This is a genomic window from Leptolyngbya sp. FACHB-261 (assembly GCF_014696065.1).
Taxonomy (GTDB): domain Bacteria; phylum Cyanobacteriota; class Cyanobacteriia; order FACHB-261; family FACHB-261; genus FACHB-261.
Genome location: NZ_JACJPL010000001.1, coordinates 413,000 through 429,806 on the forward strand (window position 1 = coordinate 413,000; position 16,807 = coordinate 429,806).

The following is a 16,807-nucleotide window of genomic DNA, read 5'->3' on the forward strand; positions in this document are numbered from 1 at the left end:
TTAGCCTAGAGCATTAGCTTTGGAAATTTAAGTTGTATTGTTCTGTTTTGAATCATGATGCATCCGCCTTCTAAACCTTCACCCCGTTCAGAGTTTTTGGCAGGCTGTCAAGCGACGTTTCCTCTCATTGTCGGGGCCATTCCCTTTGGCCTGATCTTTGGCGCGTTGGCGGCTAGCAGTGGCTTGTCCTGGCTCGGTACAGTGGCAATGTCTGCCATTGTTTTTGCGGGAGCATCTCAGTTTATCGCTCTGGGTTTGCTGGCTACTGGAACCCACTGGTTAATCATCGTACTGACCACATTTGTGGTGAATTTACGGCATTTACTCTACTCTGTAGCCCTGGTTCCCCACGTTAAATCGTTGCCGTCACGCTGGAAGTTACCGCTGGGTTTCTGGCTCACTGATGAGACTTTTGCTGTGGTTATCAACCGCTACAACCAGCCAGACGATTCACCTTACAAGCATTGGTATCATCTGGGTTCAGCTTTATTTATGTATTCAAACTGGCAACTTTGCACCTGGCTAGGCTTAACGGTAGGTCGAATGCTGCCCGATGCCACTACTTGGGGCTTAGATTTTGCCATGTCAGTAACCTTTATTGGCATGGTCATTCCTTATCTCATAAATAGACCAATGCTTGCTACAAGCCTGGTCGCAGGTGGGGTTGCCTTAGCAACTTATTCACTGCCCAACAAACTGGGATTAATTTTGGCTTCTCTAGCTGGAATTGGGGCTGGGATTGGGGCTGAGCGATGGAGTGAAGCTGAGCCTAAGCGAACTTGATTTGAGGATCAATTTTATGAACGAAGTTTATGTGATTGGCGGCATGGCTTTGGTGACTTTTGCCATTCGCTACACCATGTTTGCCCTCAGTGGTCGTCTCCAATTCTCTGAGCCTTTTATCAAAGCCCTGCGCTATGTACCACCGGCCGTTCTTACTGCCATTGTTGTGCCTGCCGTGGTGATACCGACCGGTTCAGACCTGCAATTAAGCTACACCAATGCTCGTTTAATCGCTGCTTTAATCGCCTGTGCCGTTAGTTGGTTCAGCCAGAACTTATTGCTGACGATTGTAGTGGGAATGATGGCTTTTTTAGGCTGGCAATGGCTTTTGCTCACTGGGCTGGTTTGAGGTTGCTCGACCGGCTAGATAAGCTTCGAGCGCGTCACAGGCTTTGTGTGCTCCGTTCTCAGCCTGGATCTGGCACCCAATTTCGGCTGCCCGTTGGCTGTATCGCGGCTCATTCAAGAGTTGATTGAGTTCGACTGCAACTCGCGAGGCTGTGTAAGCTTGGCGGGCTAGGCTGCGAGCTATCCCCAAGCGGCTGACCCGAGCTGCATTGTCTGGCTGATCATGGCTGTAGGGCACCACGAGCATAGGTCGGCCTGAGCGCATGGCTTGGGCAGTGGTGCCAACGCCACCCTGATGCACAATGGCAGCAGCTTGCGGAAATAGCTCAGAGTAGGGCGCGTAGTCAAACACGGCAATATTTTTCGACTGCACTGATGGCAACACATCGGGTCCATTGTTGCCGACCAGCAAAACGGCTCGACGGCCCAATTGCTCGGCTGCTGTTGCGCTCTCAATGTAAAATTTGCCGGGATCCAGCACCGCAGATGAACCCAGAGTAAACACAATCGGTGCAGGGCCAGCAGCTAAGAATTCAGCCAGATCTGGAGCAAGGCCACCAGCACCGTGACGGTCGTAAAACGCAAAGCCAGTCACACAAGTATGGGGTGGCCAGTCAGGTTGGGGAGCCCCGAGCAGTTCTGAGAATAAAGCCAGCACCAAATCAGGTGAGTGTTGCCCCTCAAACAAAGGGTCAGTTTTGAGGGGCGGCAGACCCAATTCAGCTCGTAGCTGGCGAATTGGATCTGTCCAAGTGTGAAACCTTAGCTTTCCTAGTTTGAGCAGGGGTCGGTTGAACCAGGGCGGTAACCCCCGCAGCGAAAGATTGCCTTGTGAAGTAGGCAGAATTGACGGGTCGTAGGCTGAGGTGAATGAAATTGGGGCCAAAACACTCGACACCCAGGGCAAACCCCGTTTCTCCGCGAGCAAGCGCGCACCCCAAGTTAGCGGGTGGGTTACTACTAAATCGGCACCATTTTGCAGGGCCGACTTCATATCTTCATAGCTGTCTCTGAGGTGGGGCAAAAACAGTTCGCGCACGACATACTCAGTGCCTCGCTGAGCATCCATGCTGCGCTTGAACCACTCTCGGCTTTGCTCACCCTCTGGCGAGATATTGGGCCGCATCGGGTGAAATTCAAGGCCCTCGGCCTCAATTTTGGTGCGGTAAAACTCGGTAGTGACGATTATAGGTTGATGCCCACGCGCCTTTAATTCCAGAGCAATCGCAAGGTAAGGATGCAGATCCCCGAATGAGCCAACTGTAGCCAGAACGATGCGCCGACCCACCTTGATTGCCCCCGCGAAAACTGACAGAACTTACTGTAAGCGGGAGGACAGATTTAAACGACTATCGCCTGACAGATAAAACGCTATCCCACTGGATCCACTCATTATTTGACATGTATGGACCAGCTTGAGTAGAGCTAGCTGGCTCACCCAAAAAGTCGAATCCTAAGCCAGAATTTGATTGAGATCCAGCACAAATTCGGGCAGTACATCTTCGCCAGATAACGTCTTAGGAGCTTGCAAGATTTCTACATCTTGCCTAGGACGATAGATTTCAACTTGTTGATTTTGAAGATCGATCAGCCAACCAAGCCGAGTGCCATTGGCAATATATTCTTCCATCTTGGAGCGCAAGTTTCTGAGAACGTCTGTAGGAGAGCAGAGTTCCACAACGAAGTCAGGGCAGAGAGGCGGAAATTTTGCCCATTGCGCAGGTGCCAAGGCTTCCCATTGCTCTCGTTGAATCCAGGCAGCATCAGGAGAACGGTCAGCACCATTGGGTAGCTTGAAGGCGGTTGAGGAATCAAATACAAAACCGAGCTGAGTCTGGCGGTTCCATAGCGAGAGTTGAAAGTTTAGATCGGCATTGCGTAGCCCAGATTCACCCCCTGTTGGCGGCATAATAATCAACTCCCCCTGAGCAGTCCGCTCCAGCCGCAAGTCTCGATTGGCCAAGCACAAGTGATAGAACTGCTCATCCGTCAGCTTGAGGTCGGGCGGGATATTCAGCAATAGGGCGTTCATGGGCACATAAGCTGAGAGCGACCGGATGATTTATTATCGCCTACAGCTCATGAGCTTAAGAGTTGATATATCTCGCAGTTCCCGAGCATTGGTGGTGACAATGAAATGTCGTTTTTCCGGTGGACGACCTTTCTAGGGCTTGCAAGAATATGTTGCATGGAATTAATTACTGCAGCTGCCGTTCAAATGAGATCAGAAATGAGATCAGAACTCTCACCCTCCCGCACCGAAATGGAGCAGGCGTTCTATCACAAAGACGCCAGTTATGATGGTGTGTTTTTCGTGGCTGTGCGGACTACCGGCATTTTCTGTCGTCCTTCTTGTCCCTCCCGCCCCAAGCTCGAAAATGTTGAATTCTTTTCGACCCTTCGCGAAGCCATCTTTGCCAGCTATCGCCCGTGCAAACGGTGTCATCCAATGGAGGTCTATGGGGCGTTGCCGGATTGGGTAGTGTCGTTAACCCAGCAGGTAGAAGCCGCTCCCAATGCCAAAATTACAGCGGCAGAGTTACGAGCAATAGGGATTAGCCCTGAACGTGCCCGACGCTGGTTTCGAGAGCACTATGGCATGACTTTTGCCGAGTGGTGCCGTGGTCGGCGATTAGCAGATGCCTTTACCCGAATCCGCGAGGGCACACCGCTTGCTGATGTAGTTTTTGCCAATGGTTATGAATCCCATAGTGGCTTCAGGGAAGCCTTTGGCAAGACATTTGGTGTCTCTCCAGGTCAAAGTCAAACCAGTGACTACATCGCTGCACAAATTTTAGAAACGCCTCTCGGCGCTTTATTGGTTGGTGCTGTTAGCGAAGGCGTTTGTTTAATTGAATATACAGATCGGCGCATGTTGGAACATAATTACGCCACTATTCGCAAGCGTTTTGGTCATCCAGTGCTGCCTGTTACTAACGAGCAGATTGAACATTTGCGCGATGAATTAACTCGCTATTTTGCAGGCACACTTACTAAATTTACGGTGCCTCTGGTTCCGCAAGGAACTGCTTTTCAAGAACGAGTTTGGTCGGAGCTACAACGCATTCCCTATGGCCAAACCATCGCCTATGATCAGCTAGCGCGTCGAATTGAGCAACCAACGGCGGTTCGAGCGGTAGCCAGGGCTAATGGTATGAATCGAATCAATATTCTGATTCCATGTCACCGGGTGATCGGCAAGGATGGGCAGCTGACAGGTTATGGCGGTGGTCTTTGGCGCAAGCGATTGCTGTTGGAACTAGAGCGCACTGGAAAATTGCCAGGAATCGAGGCAGTTTAATTCTTCCGTAAATTCGACAATGAAACCAATTGACTTAGCGCGGCTGTTTCTACTCGCTGCGCTGTGGGGTGGCTCGTATTTGTTCATCAGGGTTGCAGCGCCTGTGTTAGGGATCTTTCTCACCATGAGCCTGCGGGTTCTCTTAGCGGCATCCGCCTTGAGCCTATATGGAGCGTTTATTCAACAGCTTCCCAATTTCAGAAAACGCTGGCGAGCTTATCTTTTGTTGGGTTTGCTGAACAATGTCATCCCATTTATCTTGATTGCAGTTGCTGTCGTTAACTTAAATGCATCTATTGCCGCAACCCTCAATGCAACGACGCCTTTGTTCACAGCCATAGTCGCAGCCCTCTGGATTAAAGAGCCATTGAACTGGCAAAAAGTTGTAGGGCTCCTACTCGGAATCTCAGGCGTTGCCATCCTAGTTGGTTGGAGCCCATTACTGCTCTCGCCATCAGTGATCTTAGGTGGGATTTTTGCGCTCGTGGCAGCGTTTTCCTACGGCATCGCAGCAGTATATGCTCGTCGCACTTTCTTAAATAACAAACCAACTGATACCGCAACAGGTCAACTGATCGGCTCTAGCGTTCTACTGCTCCCTGCCCTATTGATTTCTGCGCCCAGCACTATCCCATCGGCTGCGATTATTCTTGCTGTTGTGGCACTAGCGCTGGCCTGTACTTCTCTAGCCTATCTACTCTATTTCCAACTGATCTCCAGCGCAGGCGCGACCCGTGCTGCAACGGTCACGTTTCTCATTCCTGCGTTCAGTATTCTATTCGGCAAAGTGTTTCTAGCTGAGCCTATTAACTCAGGTTTAATCATCGGATTAATCATGATTTTGCTCAGCGTTTGGCTAGTCACTGCTAGCAAGAGCTAGAAGAATAGCTCGCACCATTGCTCTAATTCTCCAAAAGCTCTTATTTTTAGCCCAAGATTTTCCCCCAGAATTTCTAGCCCAGCAAAAATGGTTCTACGCAAGCACGGAATTGCTCCGGCACTTCAAGGTGTGGGAACGAGCGACCTGGCAAAATTTCCAGCGTTGCATCCGGTCTCAATTGCCGCAAAACTTCCGCACCTCCGAGCGGGGTGATCAGATTGTCGCGCCCCCAAACCAGCAGCACTGGCCCAGCAAACGCCTGCCAATCGTCCTGCAAAGGCAAATTCATTATGCCGCTCAAAAATGAGCGGACCGTGTAGAGCGCTCCTGGCTGATGAGTAGAGGCATCATAGTGCTCGACCAAGGCATCCGTGGTGAAGCTCTCGCTGTAGAGCGTGTTGCGCGTGATCCAATCGATCGCGGGTGGCGATGTCAGCGTGTAGTAAAACGACTGTGACAGAATCGGCAGACTCAGCAGGTTATAAACCGTGTCTTGCACCAGTTCCGGCACCCGGCTCACCGTAGACGAAGCAATCGGTGCAATCGCCACCAAGCGTGTGAACCGTTGAGGCTGGAGTTGAGCCGCCCGCAAGGCAAAGGCAACCCCCAGTGAACTGGCGATCACCGCAACCGGCTCCGCGATCACATCATTGACAAAATCCACTAGCAGCTCGGCGTAGAGCTTGCCTGTGTACTGGAGATTGGGCCGTTCCGAATGGCCCCAACCCAGCAGATCCAGAGCATAGACCGAGAAGTTCTGGCTAAACTGCGCAATGACCTCTCGAAACTCAAATGAAGAGGCACCGCCACCGATCGCATGCACCAGCAGCAGTGGTGGCCCCTCGCCCTTGTGGCTATAGCTAATGCGAAAACCACGCCAGAAATAAACCTCTGATCGGCCCGGCAGCTCGTTATGCAGAGATACCGTACGGCTTTCGACCAAAGCATTCAGGGTAGACAGCACCACCAGCAGCGTCAGGGTCGTAAGGCTACTGAGAAACAGAAGGCGGATCCAGCGTTGGGGCATCAGTTTGGGCGGAAACGGGGGGCACTCGGCTCTACTCTCTATAATGACGATGGTTCGCCCTCTGTACCGTTAAGCAACGGTTTTTTCCGTGCCTGCCAAGCCGTGGCCCTATGTAACCCCAGGCATTCCAGACGAGTTATTTGAGCGGCTTCCGGGCATTCCCATGAGCCAGCGCGAGATTCGCTTGCTTCTGCTCTCGCACTTGCGGCTCTGTCCTGACTCAGTGCTTTGGGACATCGGGGCGGGCACCGGCACCATCCCTGTAGAAACGGGTCTACTGTGTCCCAATGGCAAAATTATTGCCATCGAACGCGATAGTGACGTTGCAGACTTGGTTCGTCGCAATTGCCAAAAGTTTGGCGTCAGCAATGTTCAGGTCATTGAGGGCAGTGCCCCAGAGTGCTTGGTTGGTCTGCCGCAAGCCCCCGACCGGGTATGCCTGGAAGGAGGCCGCGACCTGCGCGAAATTTTGGCTGCCGTTTGGCCCCGGTTGCGCAAGCAGGGCCGAGTGGTGGCTACCGCCTCCACCCTGGAGAGTCTATACGCCATTTCCGAGAGCCTCTCCGAGTTGCAGGCCCGCAACATTGAGGTTGTGCAATCCGCCGTAAATCGCCTGGAGACCCGTGGTAGCCGGCAGCTCTTCGCTGCGATAGACCCAATCTTTGTACTCAGCGGCGAGAAGTTTGGTTAAGCGCTGGCTGGTTTTGATTGGCCTATTTCTGGAAGACTTTGGCGGAGCTGATCACCTCCCGCAGTAGCTGAGCCACTTGCTGGGCACTGTCAGGTACTGCAAGGCCTAGTGCCTGTTTGCCCATGTATTGCCGTTTGGCTGGGTCAGCGAGCAAGTCCAGAACCACCCGTTGCAGTTTCTCAGGGGTCAGGTCGGTTTGCTGAAATAGCAGCGCTGCACCTGCGGCTTCAAACACCTGCGCGTTGTAGGTCTGGTGGTCGTCAGCGGCAAAGGGAAAGGGAATCAACACCGAGGGCAAACCACACAACGCCAGTTCGGTCAGCGTGCCTGCACCCGAGCGACTGACCACCAAATCAGCATCCCGCATCAGGCTGGGCATATTGTCGTAAAACGGCTGCTGCTGATAGTGAGGATGCACCGGAGCCTGAGCAACATCCGGGTCACTGGCACCAGTTTGATGAATGATTCGAGCCCCCGCCTCTAGCCAAGCCGGAGCACAGGCTCGCACCAGCTGATTGAGAGCGACAGCGCCCTGCGAACCACCTACCACTAAAATCACGGGTCCCTCGGCTGTGCGCTCCGAACCGGCTGCAATTAACCGGTTGAAATCAGAACGCACGGGTGTGCCAACTGTGCGAGTTTGGGTGCGAGGCAGATAGGATTCAGCTTCTTTGAAACCTAGTGCCATCACCGTACACCAGGGCCCTAGCCAACGGGTCACCTTGCCAGGGATGGCATTGGACTCGTGAAAAACAGCGGGCAGACCCAACCAGCGAGCTGCTAATACAGAGGGTGCGGCAATGTAGCCACCAGTTGTGAACACACCGCAGAACTTGCCTTGTTGCAAGAGACGGCGCGTTTGGAGCACAGCTCGGGCCGCGAGCACCAATGTTTTGGCCTGAGCCACAGGTGAGCGGCTCTGGAAACCGCCCATATTGAGCTTGTGCAAAGGGTAATGCCCCGCGACTAGATCAACCTCTAGGCGGTCGGGAACCCCTAGCCATTCAATGGCAAAGTCAGGCGCTAGTTGTTCAGCAACGGCGAGGGCCGGAAACAGGTGTCCGCCAGTGCCACTGGCCGCAATCAGAAGACGGGGCGCGGTAGAGCCCATAAACGAGCGAGACAAAAGAGCTGCCCCTCAAGATAATCAAAAAACTGGCCTTAGCTATACACTGTGCCACTAGTGCAGGTGCTTCCATAGAGGAAGCTTCATCCGTGCGCCTGTCGGTCTCCCCCCCATGCGAAAGTCCTTGCTGCCTTCCAAATCTCTATTTTTGCTGCTGCTGGCAACCTGTCTGAGTAGCTTTGGCACCCTACTGAACGCCCAGACGGCCCAAGCAGAAAGCCCTGAAACTGCCCCGCCCGAACTCTCGCGCACCATTGCAGAGCTAGATGCAGCGGCTAATCGGCGGGATATCAACGCCGTCATGCGCTTCTACAGTCCCAACTTCAGCGACGCGGATGGTTTAAACCGGCAGAGCTTGCAACAAGCGATTCAGAATATCTGGCAACGCTACGGCCAGTTGTCTTACAAGACCCAGCTTGAGTCTTGGGAGCGTCAGGGAGACCGCTACATTGCTCAAGTCAAAACTCAAATCATTGGTGTGCAAACCCAAAACGGCGCCCCGGTCAATCTGCAAGCGACCCTGAGTGCTCGTCAGAATTTCCAGATCGCAGTGGCAGTTCCAAACCCAATTCCAAACTCGGCTCCAAACCCAGCACCCAATTCAGTCCCAAATCGAGCCCCGAACCCAGCCAGCAGGGCAACCCCAAATCGGGCTCCAAGCCCAGCCAGTAGAGCAACCCCAAATCGGGCTCCCAACCCAGCCAGCAGGCCAACCTCGAACCCAGCACCTAATTCGCCTAACCCAGCGCCCAATGCGGCTACTCCCAGTACCGCTAATCTAGGCAGCAGTGCTAGCCCAGCGCTCCAGATTGCCCAGCAAGAGGTTTTGGCTGAGCGCTCCCAGGTCACTTCTGGCACCAATCCACCCAAGCTAGAAGTCAGCTTGCCAGAGCGAGTCGGAGTTGGCCAGGAATACAGTCTAGATGCCCTGGTGACCGAGCCACTAGGCGACTCACTGCTCTTGGGCACAGCTCTGGAGGAGACGGTCAGCGCGGCCAATTACTTCAATAACCGCCCGGTGACTCTGGAGCTACTGAGCGCAGGTGGGGTATTCAAAGTGGGTCAGGCGCCCCGGCAACAGGGCAGCCGTTGGGTTTCGGTCATCGTTGTCAGTGATGGTGGGCTAACCCAGGTCAGTCAACGCCTGCGGGTGGTCAGTGAACAGAGTGCGACAGTCCCGACACTGAGTCCGGCAGTGAGTGCGGTTAGTGAAGCCCCTGCACTTGCCCCTACACCCACGGTGGTCGCCCCTGTTGAGCAGAGTTTTGAAGCGTTTTTCTCAGCTCAGCCATTTGCCCAACCCCATCTCTAAATACCAGCCTCAGCAAGGGCCGAAACTGGTTCGCACTGGCATAAGGCTGCTGTGGAGCGAAGCTGAGCCACTATAATCGTTCCAATTTGATCAGCCCCCTGTGGGCCGCGGCTCTCCATGCATTCCGATCCCGTTTCGACCTTTGCGGCCAATTCTCTTGAAAGCGTCAGTGGCTCCCTGCCACAGGTCAGGCTCAAGAGCGAACGCAGCCGCTTGTTGCTGGTGCTGCCGGAGCCTGACTCCGGTTCTGGCCAGGAGAGCCGCCCGGAGGGGTTGACTTGGGAGGAAGTGCTCCAGCAGCTAGAGCAACGCTTGAAGGGCGGAGAACGCTTCTGGCAACCAGAATCGCTGGTTTACCTGCGAGCCGGGGACCGGCTCCTAGATCTGCGGCAACTGCAAGATGTAGCGGCAGGGTTGGAGTGCTATCGCTTACGCCTGCGTTGGGTCGAGACTCGGCGTAAATCTACGGCGCTAGCTGCCATCAATGCGGGCTATTCAGTCGAGCAATTGGGACCTCACGATCACCTGAGTGGGCCTAAGACTGAAGATTCTTTAGCTCAGGCCGAGCCTTTGTATTTACAGATGACCGTGCGCTCAGGCGTTGAAATTCGCCATCCGGGCACAGTGGTGATTTTGGGGGATGTCAATCCGGGCGGCGAAGTAGTTGCCGACGGCGACATTTTGGTTTGGGGACGCTTGCGCGGCTTGGCCCATGCCGGTGCAGCAGGCAATTTTCACTCGGTCATTCTGGCCTTGCAGATGGCCCCTACCCTGCTGCGCATCAGTGACCGGCTGGCTCGAGTGCCAGAGGGCGCCTCTGGAGAATATCAACCGGAAGTAGCTTACATTGCTGGCGGACCAACCGGCAGTATCCACATTGCCCACGCTGCTGACTTTGTGCGGCAGGAATTGCCTCGGCTAGAGCGAGAGAACCCTGCCACTCGGCTCAGTGGTCCGCCAACATTGGCCGCTTTATGGTCAGCTCTAGACCGGATGGATACCGGTCGTCCCGGCTTGACAGGGTAAGATGGTCAACCGATTGAAACTGCCGATTGAAATTGTGGGTGGAGGGGAAGGCGCATGGGCCGTGTCGTTGTAGTGACCTCGGGTAAGGGAGGTGTTGGCAAGACCACCTGCACCGCAAACTTGGGCATGGCCCTGGCTCGGCTGGGGCGCAAGGTAGTGGTGCTGGATGCAGACTTTGGTCTACGTAACTTGGATCTACTGCTGGGCTTGGAGAACCGGGTAGTCTACACCGCGATGGAAGTCATTGCCGGTGAGTGCCGTCTAGAACAGGCTTTGGTTCGTGACAAGCGACAGACGAACTTGGCCTTGTTAGCAGCTCCCCAAACCCGGAACAAAAGTGCTGTCACCAGCGACCAGATGAGACAGTTGGTGGAAGCCCTGAGCCCAAAACATGACTACGTGCTGGTCGACTGCCCAGCAGGAATCGAGCAGGGCTTCCAGAACGCGATTGCCGGTGCGGAAGAAGCAATTATCGTGTCTACGCCGGAAATGGCTGCTGTACGCGACGCCGATCGAGTCGTGGGTTTGCTGGAAGCCAATCGGATCGGCAAAATGGGCCTGATTGTCAACCGGATTCGACCCGGTATGGTTCAAGCCAATGACATGATGTCAGTACAGGACATGTTAGAAATCCTGTCAATTCAATTGTTGGGTGTAGTGCCAGAGGATGAGCAGGTGATTGTCTCAACCAACCGAGGTGAGCCCCTAGTCCTAGCTGACCGGCCCTCTCTCGCAGGGAGTGCTTTTGGCCATGCCGCTCAACGCCTGGAAGGCAAGCAGGTAGAGTTCATTGACCTGGATGCCAACAACGACACAGTCTTCCAGCGGCTAATCCGCTTTCTGCGTGGCTCCCGTACGTAATCCCTACCTGTCCTCCGGCCATGATTATTGAACTTCTTGAAAGGCTCTTTCGCAACCCTGGCCAGAATAGCCGGGATCAGGCCAAGCAACGGCTCAAGTTGATCCTGGCCCATGACCGGGCTGACCTGACCCCCCAAACCCTCGAAGAGATGCGTCGCGAGATTCTAGAGGTGGTGTCAAAGTACGTCGAGTTAGATGCTCAGGGGTTGGAATTTTCCCTGGAGAGCAACCATCAAACTACGGCTCTGATTGCCAACCTGCCCATTCGGCGCGTGCGCGCCAGTTCTGCTCCCGTCGAGAACTCTTGAAGATCTAAGCAACCGTCTGAGTGATTGATTCATGCTGAGTTCGCGACACTGGCTACACCTGGATTGGGAAAAACTGCGCCGTCAGTGGCGAGACGTGGACTTGCTGCTGCTACTGTTTCCCATTGCCTTGACAGTTCTGGGTAGTGCTGAGATCCACAGCAGCCTGACTAATGTCACGACAGGGAACTTCCACTCCTATTGGCTGCAGCACTTAATCACTGGGGCAATCGGTTTGGGGGCTGCTCTGCTGATTATGCGCTCCGCCTACAACCAACTGCTGTCGTGGCATTGGATTCTGTACGGGATCTCAAACCTACTGCTGGTCTTGGTGGACTTGGTCGGCGAGACCGAAGGCGGGGCTCAGAGTTGGTTAGGGGTTGGTGGTTTTAATATTCAGCCTTCGGAATTTGCCAAGCTCTCGGTGATTATCAGCTTGGCTGCAGTGATCCACCGCATGCCCATTCGTTCGCCTCAGCAGATGGGAATTGCCATCTCCGTGGTCATCCTGCCCTGGATCTTGATCTTTATTCAGCCTGACTTGGGCACTGCCCTCGTGTTTGGGGCGATCACGATTGTCATGCTCTACTGGGGCGGCGCCAAATTAGGCTGGCTCACCCTATTAGTTTCTCCTTTACCCTCGGCGATTCTATTCGGCGTCCTGGTCGATAAGGGCTTGTGGCCATTGTGGTTGATCTGGGTTGCAGCGATGGGGGCAACAGCATGGCAATCCTTGCCTTGGCCTCGCATTGGCACCCTGATTGCTGTGGGAGTCAACTTGATCTCAGGCGGCTTGGGCAAGTTTTTCTGGAATCTACTCCAGCCTTACCAGCAAATTCGTCTGACTATTTTCACCGACCCCAGCCAGGACCCACTCGATAGCGGCTACCACCTGATCCAGTCCAGAATCGCGATTGGCGCTGGCGAGTTGTGGGGACGTGGCCTAATGCAGGGCACCCAGACTCAGTTGAACTTCATTCCGGAGCAACACACCGACTTTATTTTCTCGGCAGTGGGTGAGGAGTTGGGCTTCATCGGGGCGCTAGCCGTGTTAGTCGCCTTTTGGCTCATTAGCTGGCGGCTAATCATCGTTGCTCAAAATGCCCGCGAGGACTTTGGCTCGCTGCTCGCGATTGGCGTGTTTGCCATGATCTTGTTTCAGGTCCTAGTCAACATCGGCATGACGATTGGTTTGGCACCCGTGACTGGTCTGCCCCTGCCCTGGGTCAGCTATGGGCGCTCTGCCTTGCTCACTAACTTTTTGGCAATTGGCCTGGTTGAGTCTGTCGCTACCCAGCGCCGCCGTCTCAAGTTCTAAGTCAGCCCAGCCTCTAACTCAGCTGCCTCCAACTTAGAAGGAAGCCTGTTAGAGGCTCTCTCTGCACTCTCCCCCTCTGGAGAGTGTGGTATCTATGTTTTGCAGCGCCACGCTGGGCTGTATGAGTAGCTCGGTTGGCATCATAGATAAGTTGCAGTGGTCGAGCCCACCAAGATTAGGGGCATTGGGTGCGGCTCGGTTTTGATCATTTTTGCCTGGAGGCCACCTTCTCTCAAATTGGGCCAGTGGGCCTGCGCAAACAGAACCGGCAAGCCATGAAACTGGACCGCTCCCTGCTTCGTATCCCCTCTCCTAAAGCCGCCTTTCGAACTGCTAGTGCTCAAGGTCGGGCAAAACGATGGCTGCAATGGCTGAATCTGCGCCCCGAAGAGAGCGAACGGACCCTCTTGATGTTCGGTTTCTACACTGCCACCTCGATCGGTGTGTTGTGGCTAGAGGCCAGTAGTGTTGCGCTGTTTCTGGCAGATTATGGAGCGCAAACCCTACCGCTGATTTACATTGCCGGGGCGCTAATCGCCACTGCCTTGGGGTGGCTGTACGCCCAGTTGCAGCGGTCATTACCCTTGCGTCAGTTATTGGTCGGCGTCGCCTTTGCCCTGGCAATGCCGCTGTTTCTGTTTCGGCTGGGCCTGGGAATCGCCAGTTGGACCGTGGTGGTCGTGTTCATCATTCGACTGTGGTTAGAGGCAGTCTACGTCCTCAACGACCTCAATAACTCGATTGCCGCCAATCAGCTTTTCAATATCCGTGAACTTAAGCGCACCTTTCCCCTGATCAGCAGCGGTGTACTAGTCGCAGACGTTCTAAGCGGCTTCTCTTTGCCCCTGGTTCTGCATTGGGTCGGCATCCAGAATGTGCTGCTGCTGGCCTGCGTCATGATGGGCATTGGAGCTGTGCTGCTCCTGCGACTCTGCCAGCGCTACCGCAGCAGCTTTCCAGAGGCCCCTCGCCGCGCCGCAGCCTCTGAGGCCGAAGAGCCAGCCACCCGACGACTGCAAGGACCGTTGAGGCGCTACGCCCGCCTGCTATTTGGGTTCTTTGTGCTGTCCCAGGGTCTGTACTTGCTGGTCGATTTCCAGTTCCTCAATCAGTTGCAGCAAACTCTGGGGCAAGAAGAGCAGATCGCGCAGTTCTTGGGACTTTTCGGTGGCGTTTTAGGGCTCCTAGAGCTGACCACGCAGTGGTTTATTGCCAGCCGTTTGATCGAACGGTTGGGCGTGTTCATCGTGATGATGGTGCTACCTGGCAGCGTCCTGCTAATTCTGACCGCGGTAATCGCAGGCGCAGGCCTAGTAGACCTGTTCCAGGGGCTGGTTGCTCTTAAGTTTTGCGACGAGTTGTTCCGCTATACCCTGCTGGCAGGTGCTGTGCCGGTCCTGTTTCAAGCGATCCCCGAACGGGTGCAGGCTCAGGTACAAGCGCTGGTGCGGGGGGTCGCCGACCCCCTGGCAACGGGCCTTGCTGGCGCCTCAATAGGAGGGCTGGTGTGGCTCTTGGCCCGTTGGAACTGGAGTCAGCAAGCCACTGGGCGCTTTTTTGCCTTGCTGGTTGTAGCGGTTGCAGTGACCTGGCTAGCGGTAATTTGGTTGCTGCGTAATGACTATGTGCGCCTGCTGGTGCTGAGTGCTGAGCGAGGACAGCTCAGTGGCATCCAAGCCGACTTGCGCTCGCTCAAACGGGCGTTAGTCGAAGCCTTAGCGCGGCCTGGAACGGAGGCAGACAAGCGCTCTTGCATCGAACTGCTCACGCAAATCGACGCCAATAGTATCAGCGAGGTGCTGGCTCCCCGCTTGCCAGAATTGCCACCTCGATTGCAGCAGCTAAGTTTAGAACTAATGCTTGCTCATCCCAATCCTCGCAGTCTTAGCGCTAACCGAGAGCAAGTTCGGAGGCTCAAGGACCAGCTTGATGCCAACCAACAGCCCGAGGTGCTAGCGGCAGCATTGCGCTACTTATGGCTCACAGAAATCAATCCAGATCTGCGCCCCCTCGAAATCCATCTCAAGCCGACCGAGAACCCAGCGATTCGCAGCACGGTTGCGTCTCTGATGCTACGGAGCGGCACAGCTGAGCAGATTAGTCTGGGCACACAGACACTGCGACAAATGCTGACTCACGCTTCTGAGCAGGAGCGGCTTTTGGCTTGCCGAGTCCTAGGGGATGCTGCTGTTTTTCAGCCTCTAAAGGCTACAGTGCCAAAACTGCTCAAAGACCCTTCTGTGAGCGTGCGTTCTGCCCTGCTCGAAGCTATCGCGGATGCCCATGCGCAGGACTACTATCCTTCCTTGCTGCGGGGCCTCTCCTACACTTCTACGCAGTCCGCGGCGCGGGTTGGTATGGTGCGGCTTGGCGATGAAATCTTACCGGCCCTGAGCCAGTTTGCTGAGGACCGACGACTCGCAGAGCCAATTCGCCTTCGAGCTTGGGCAGTGATTGGTGAGCTAGATACAGCCGAGGCAGTTGCTTATCTGACCGAGCGGCTGCGCGTCGCTTGGGGAGAATACGGCTGCTTGCGCCTGCGCCGGACCCTTTTGAAAATCTTGCTGCGCATTCCTCGGGAGGCAGGCATTGATGGTGCCGTTGAGCGGCTAGGCCGTCGAGGCATTGAGGCACTGATCGACCAAGAGCTATTGTTGGTCACCCAGATTTATGCCGCCAACCTAGACTTGGGCTTGAGCCATGCTGCCCCACAGGATCCCACTGAGCAGGGGCCTGCTGATCTACTAGCTCGGGCATTAGATGGGATTTTGAGCGACAGCCAGGAACGGCTATTTCTGACACTGCGGCTACTGTATCCCGCTCGGGCAATTCAGGCGGCAGCGTTCGATATCCAATCAACGTCGGGGGCTGGGCTGGCCCGAGGGCTGGAGATTTTGGACAATACGCTGGATCTGCCTCGCAAACGGGCGTTACTCACTGTCTTTGACCGTTGCTCAGAAGGCGAGAAACTGGATAGCTTGCGCGATTTGGCTCCCTACCGTAGCCTGGCTGCCCCAGAACGTCTGCGCCAACTAATTGAGTTGCGGGCCTTCTTATCAGATTGGGCGGTAGCCTGTTGCTTTCACCTAGCTCGAGACCAACGCTGGACTGTACCCGTGAAGTCTACGCTAGCCTGTTTACGCCATCCCACAGGCTATGTGCGCGAAGCTGTACTGAGCTATCTAGCCATGGCCAGTCCACGCACCCTGCAAGCCCTCCTGCCACGCCTCTATCCAGATCCAGATCAGATTGTCAATGCCCAAGTTCAAAGTTTAATGAATTCCCCTCACCTGGCTGCGCCCAACAACGGCCAGACCGGAGAAGCCCCTCATGTTAACCAGCGTTGATCGCCTACTCTTCGTCCGCCAAGTGCCTGTTTTTCAGGAATTACGCGATGACTTTCTGGTTCGACTAGCCTCGATCATGGACGAAGTCACCTATCCACCCCAGCACACGATTTTTACTGAGGGCCAGGAAGGCCAAGCACTATTTATCGTAGTTCAGGGCCAAGTTCGGGTACATCTGCGGCAACAGGAGCTAGCCCAACTTGCTCAGGGAGCCTGCTTTGGCGAGATGTCCCTGTTTGACTCCGAACCCCGCTCAGCCTCAGTCACCACGCTGGAATCCTGCACTTGCCTAGTGTTGACGCAGCAACAGCTCTACGAGGCCATTGACGAAACACCAGGCATTGCAGTCAACATTATTCGCTTGCTCTCACGCCGCATTCGTGACCTCAACCAGAAGCTAAACCCTGTACTACAGGGCCAAGTCACACAGGATGTTGGCACGGAAGTGGCTGCCCGCTAGTGCCTACAGACTTCGGTTCTAA

General features: G+C 54.8%; 16 protein-coding genes. 12 read left to right on the forward strand and 4 right to left on the reverse strand.

The window, feature by feature from the left end; genetic code table 11:
- The first annotated feature begins 54 nt into the window (after positions 1-54).
- Complete coding sequence (locus H6F94_RS01875) at positions 55-783, forward strand: AzlC family ABC transporter permease (protein WP_199320115.1); 729 nt, start codon at positions 55-57, stop codon at positions 781-783.
- A 16-nt stretch (positions 784-799) separates the two neighbouring features.
- Positions 800-1,132 (forward strand): branched-chain amino acid transport AzlD family protein, encoded by a 333-nt coding sequence (locus H6F94_RS01880; protein ID WP_190800520.1) that lies wholly within the window; start codon positions 800-802, stop codon positions 1,130-1,132.
- On the opposite strand, the gene H6F94_RS01885 is transcribed toward H6F94_RS01880, so the two are convergent.
- Both H6F94_RS01885 and H6F94_RS01890 read right to left on the reverse strand, forming a co-directional pair.
- Positions 1,094-2,419: a glycosyltransferase gene (locus H6F94_RS01885; protein ID WP_190800521.1), complete on the reverse strand. Its 1,326-nt coding sequence runs from the start codon at positions 2,417-2,419 to the stop codon at positions 1,094-1,096. The two genes, H6F94_RS01880 and H6F94_RS01885, sit on opposite strands and share 39 nt — an antisense overlap.
- Positions 2,420-2,584: 165 nt before the next feature.
- Positions 2,585-3,163: a Uma2 family endonuclease gene (locus tag H6F94_RS01890; protein WP_190800522.1), complete on the reverse strand. Its 579-nt coding sequence runs from the start codon at positions 3,161-3,163 to the stop codon at positions 2,585-2,587.
- A 198-nt stretch (positions 3,164-3,361) separates the two neighbouring features.
- Between H6F94_RS01890 and H6F94_RS01895 the strand changes: the two genes are divergently transcribed.
- Together H6F94_RS01895 and H6F94_RS01900 are read left to right on the forward strand one after the other, a co-directional pair.
- Complete coding sequence (locus tag H6F94_RS01895) at positions 3,362-4,432, forward strand: bifunctional transcriptional activator/DNA repair enzyme AdaA (RefSeq protein ID WP_199320116.1); 1,071 nt, start codon at positions 3,362-3,364, stop codon at positions 4,430-4,432.
- A 19-nt stretch (positions 4,433-4,451) separates the two neighbouring features.
- Positions 4,452-5,312, forward strand: a complete 861-nt coding sequence (locus H6F94_RS01900; RefSeq protein WP_190800524.1) for a DMT family transporter — start codon at positions 4,452-4,454, stop codon at positions 5,310-5,312.
- A gap of 73 nt (positions 5,313-5,385) precedes the next feature.
- Here the strand turns inward: H6F94_RS01900 and H6F94_RS01905 are convergent, their stop codons facing one another.
- Entirely contained in the window at positions 5,386-6,339 is a 954-nt protein-coding gene (locus H6F94_RS01905) for an alpha/beta fold hydrolase (protein WP_190800525.1), read from the reverse strand.
- Between the two features lie 88 nt (positions 6,340-6,427).
- Between H6F94_RS01905 and cbiT the strand changes: the two genes are divergently transcribed.
- Positions 6,428-7,030: a precorrin-6Y C5,15-methyltransferase subunit CbiT gene (gene cbiT / locus H6F94_RS01910; RefSeq protein ID WP_190800526.1), complete on the forward strand. Its 603-nt coding sequence runs from the start codon at positions 6,428-6,430 to the stop codon at positions 7,028-7,030.
- A gap of 22 nt (positions 7,031-7,052) precedes the next feature.
- Here cbiT and murG read toward each other — a convergent pair whose 3' ends face one another.
- Positions 7,053-8,156 carry an undecaprenyldiphospho-muramoylpentapeptide beta-N-acetylglucosaminyltransferase gene (gene murG, locus H6F94_RS01915; protein ID WP_313949195.1) on the reverse strand — a complete coding sequence of 368 codons (1,104 nt, stop codon included), beginning with the start codon at positions 8,154-8,156 and terminating at the stop codon, positions 7,053-7,055.
- A gap of 112 nt (positions 8,157-8,268) precedes the next feature.
- Here murG and H6F94_RS01920 point away from each other — a divergent pair, with 112 nt between their 5' ends.
- The 7 genes from H6F94_RS01920 (at position 8,269) to H6F94_RS01950 (ending at position 16,785) form a co-directional block, all read left to right on the forward strand.
- Positions 8,269-9,468 (forward strand): DUF8623 domain-containing protein, encoded by a 1,200-nt coding sequence (locus tag H6F94_RS01920; RefSeq protein WP_190800527.1) that lies wholly within the window; start codon positions 8,269-8,271, stop codon positions 9,466-9,468.
- Between the two features lie 117 nt (positions 9,469-9,585).
- Positions 9,586-10,494: a septum site-determining protein MinC gene (locus H6F94_RS01925; RefSeq protein WP_190800528.1), complete on the forward strand. Its 909-nt coding sequence runs from the start codon at positions 9,586-9,588 to the stop codon at positions 10,492-10,494.
- Between the two features lie 54 nt (positions 10,495-10,548).
- Positions 10,549-11,355 carry a septum site-determining protein MinD gene (gene minD / locus H6F94_RS01930; protein ID WP_190800529.1) on the forward strand — a complete coding sequence of 269 codons (807 nt, stop codon included), beginning with the start codon at positions 10,549-10,551 and terminating at the stop codon, positions 11,353-11,355.
- A 20-nt stretch (positions 11,356-11,375) separates the two neighbouring features.
- Complete coding sequence (minE, locus tag H6F94_RS01935; RefSeq protein WP_190800530.1) at positions 11,376-11,663, forward strand: cell division topological specificity factor MinE; 288 nt, start codon at positions 11,376-11,378, stop codon at positions 11,661-11,663.
- A gap of 31 nt (positions 11,664-11,694) precedes the next feature.
- The gene (rodA, locus tag H6F94_RS01940) at positions 11,695-12,978 is read left to right on the forward strand and encodes a rod shape-determining protein RodA (RefSeq protein ID WP_190800531.1); all 1,284 of its coding nucleotides are present in this window, start codon (positions 11,695-11,697) and stop codon (positions 12,976-12,978) included.
- A gap of 188 nt (positions 12,979-13,166) precedes the next feature.
- On the forward strand, positions 13,167-16,325 hold the full coding sequence (locus tag H6F94_RS01945) for an MFS transporter (RefSeq protein WP_190800532.1): 3,159 nt from the start codon (positions 13,167-13,169) through the stop codon (positions 16,323-16,325).
- On the forward strand, positions 16,309-16,785 hold the full coding sequence (locus H6F94_RS01950) for a Crp/Fnr family transcriptional regulator (protein WP_190800533.1): 477 nt from the start codon (positions 16,309-16,311) through the stop codon (positions 16,783-16,785). The genes H6F94_RS01945 and H6F94_RS01950 overlap by 17 nt, the downstream gene beginning before the upstream one ends.
- Positions 16,786-16,807 lie beyond the last annotated feature (22 nt).

Bases quoted from the DNA above. Each gene is read 5' to 3' on its own strand.
- H6F94_RS01875 (WP_199320115.1), top strand. From the start codon at position 55: ATGATGCATCCGCCTTCTAAACCTTCACCCCGTTCAGAGTTTTTGGCA.
- H6F94_RS01900 (WP_190800524.1), top strand. From the start codon at position 4,452: ATGAAACCAATTGACTTAGCGCGGCTGTTTCTACTCGCTGCGCTGTGG.
- H6F94_RS01950 (WP_190800533.1), top strand. From the start codon at position 16,309: ATGTTAACCAGCGTTGATCGCCTACTCTTCGTCCGCCAAGTGCCTGTT.
- H6F94_RS01920 (WP_190800527.1), top strand. From the start codon at position 8,269: ATGCGAAAGTCCTTGCTGCCTTCCAAATCTCTATTTTTGCTGCTGCTG.
- rodA (WP_190800531.1), top strand. From the start codon at position 11,695: ATGCTGAGTTCGCGACACTGGCTACACCTGGATTGGGAAAAACTGCGC.
- H6F94_RS01890 (WP_190800522.1), bottom strand. From the start codon at position 3,163: ATGAACGCCCTATTGCTGAATATCCCGCCCGACCTCAAGCTGACGGAT.
- minD (WP_190800529.1), top strand. From the start codon at position 10,549: ATGGGCCGTGTCGTTGTAGTGACCTCGGGTAAGGGAGGTGTTGGCAAG.
- H6F94_RS01880 (WP_190800520.1), top strand. From the start codon at position 800: ATGAACGAAGTTTATGTGATTGGCGGCATGGCTTTGGTGACTTTTGCC.
- H6F94_RS01895 (WP_199320116.1), top strand. From the start codon at position 3,362: ATGAGATCAGAACTCTCACCCTCCCGCACCGAAATGGAGCAGGCGTTC.
- H6F94_RS01905 (WP_190800525.1), bottom strand. From the start codon at position 6,339: ATGCCCCAACGCTGGATCCGCCTTCTGTTTCTCAGTAGCCTTACGACC.
- H6F94_RS01925 (WP_190800528.1), top strand. From the start codon at position 9,586: ATGCATTCCGATCCCGTTTCGACCTTTGCGGCCAATTCTCTTGAAAGC.
- minE (WP_190800530.1), top strand. From the start codon at position 11,376: ATGATTATTGAACTTCTTGAAAGGCTCTTTCGCAACCCTGGCCAGAAT.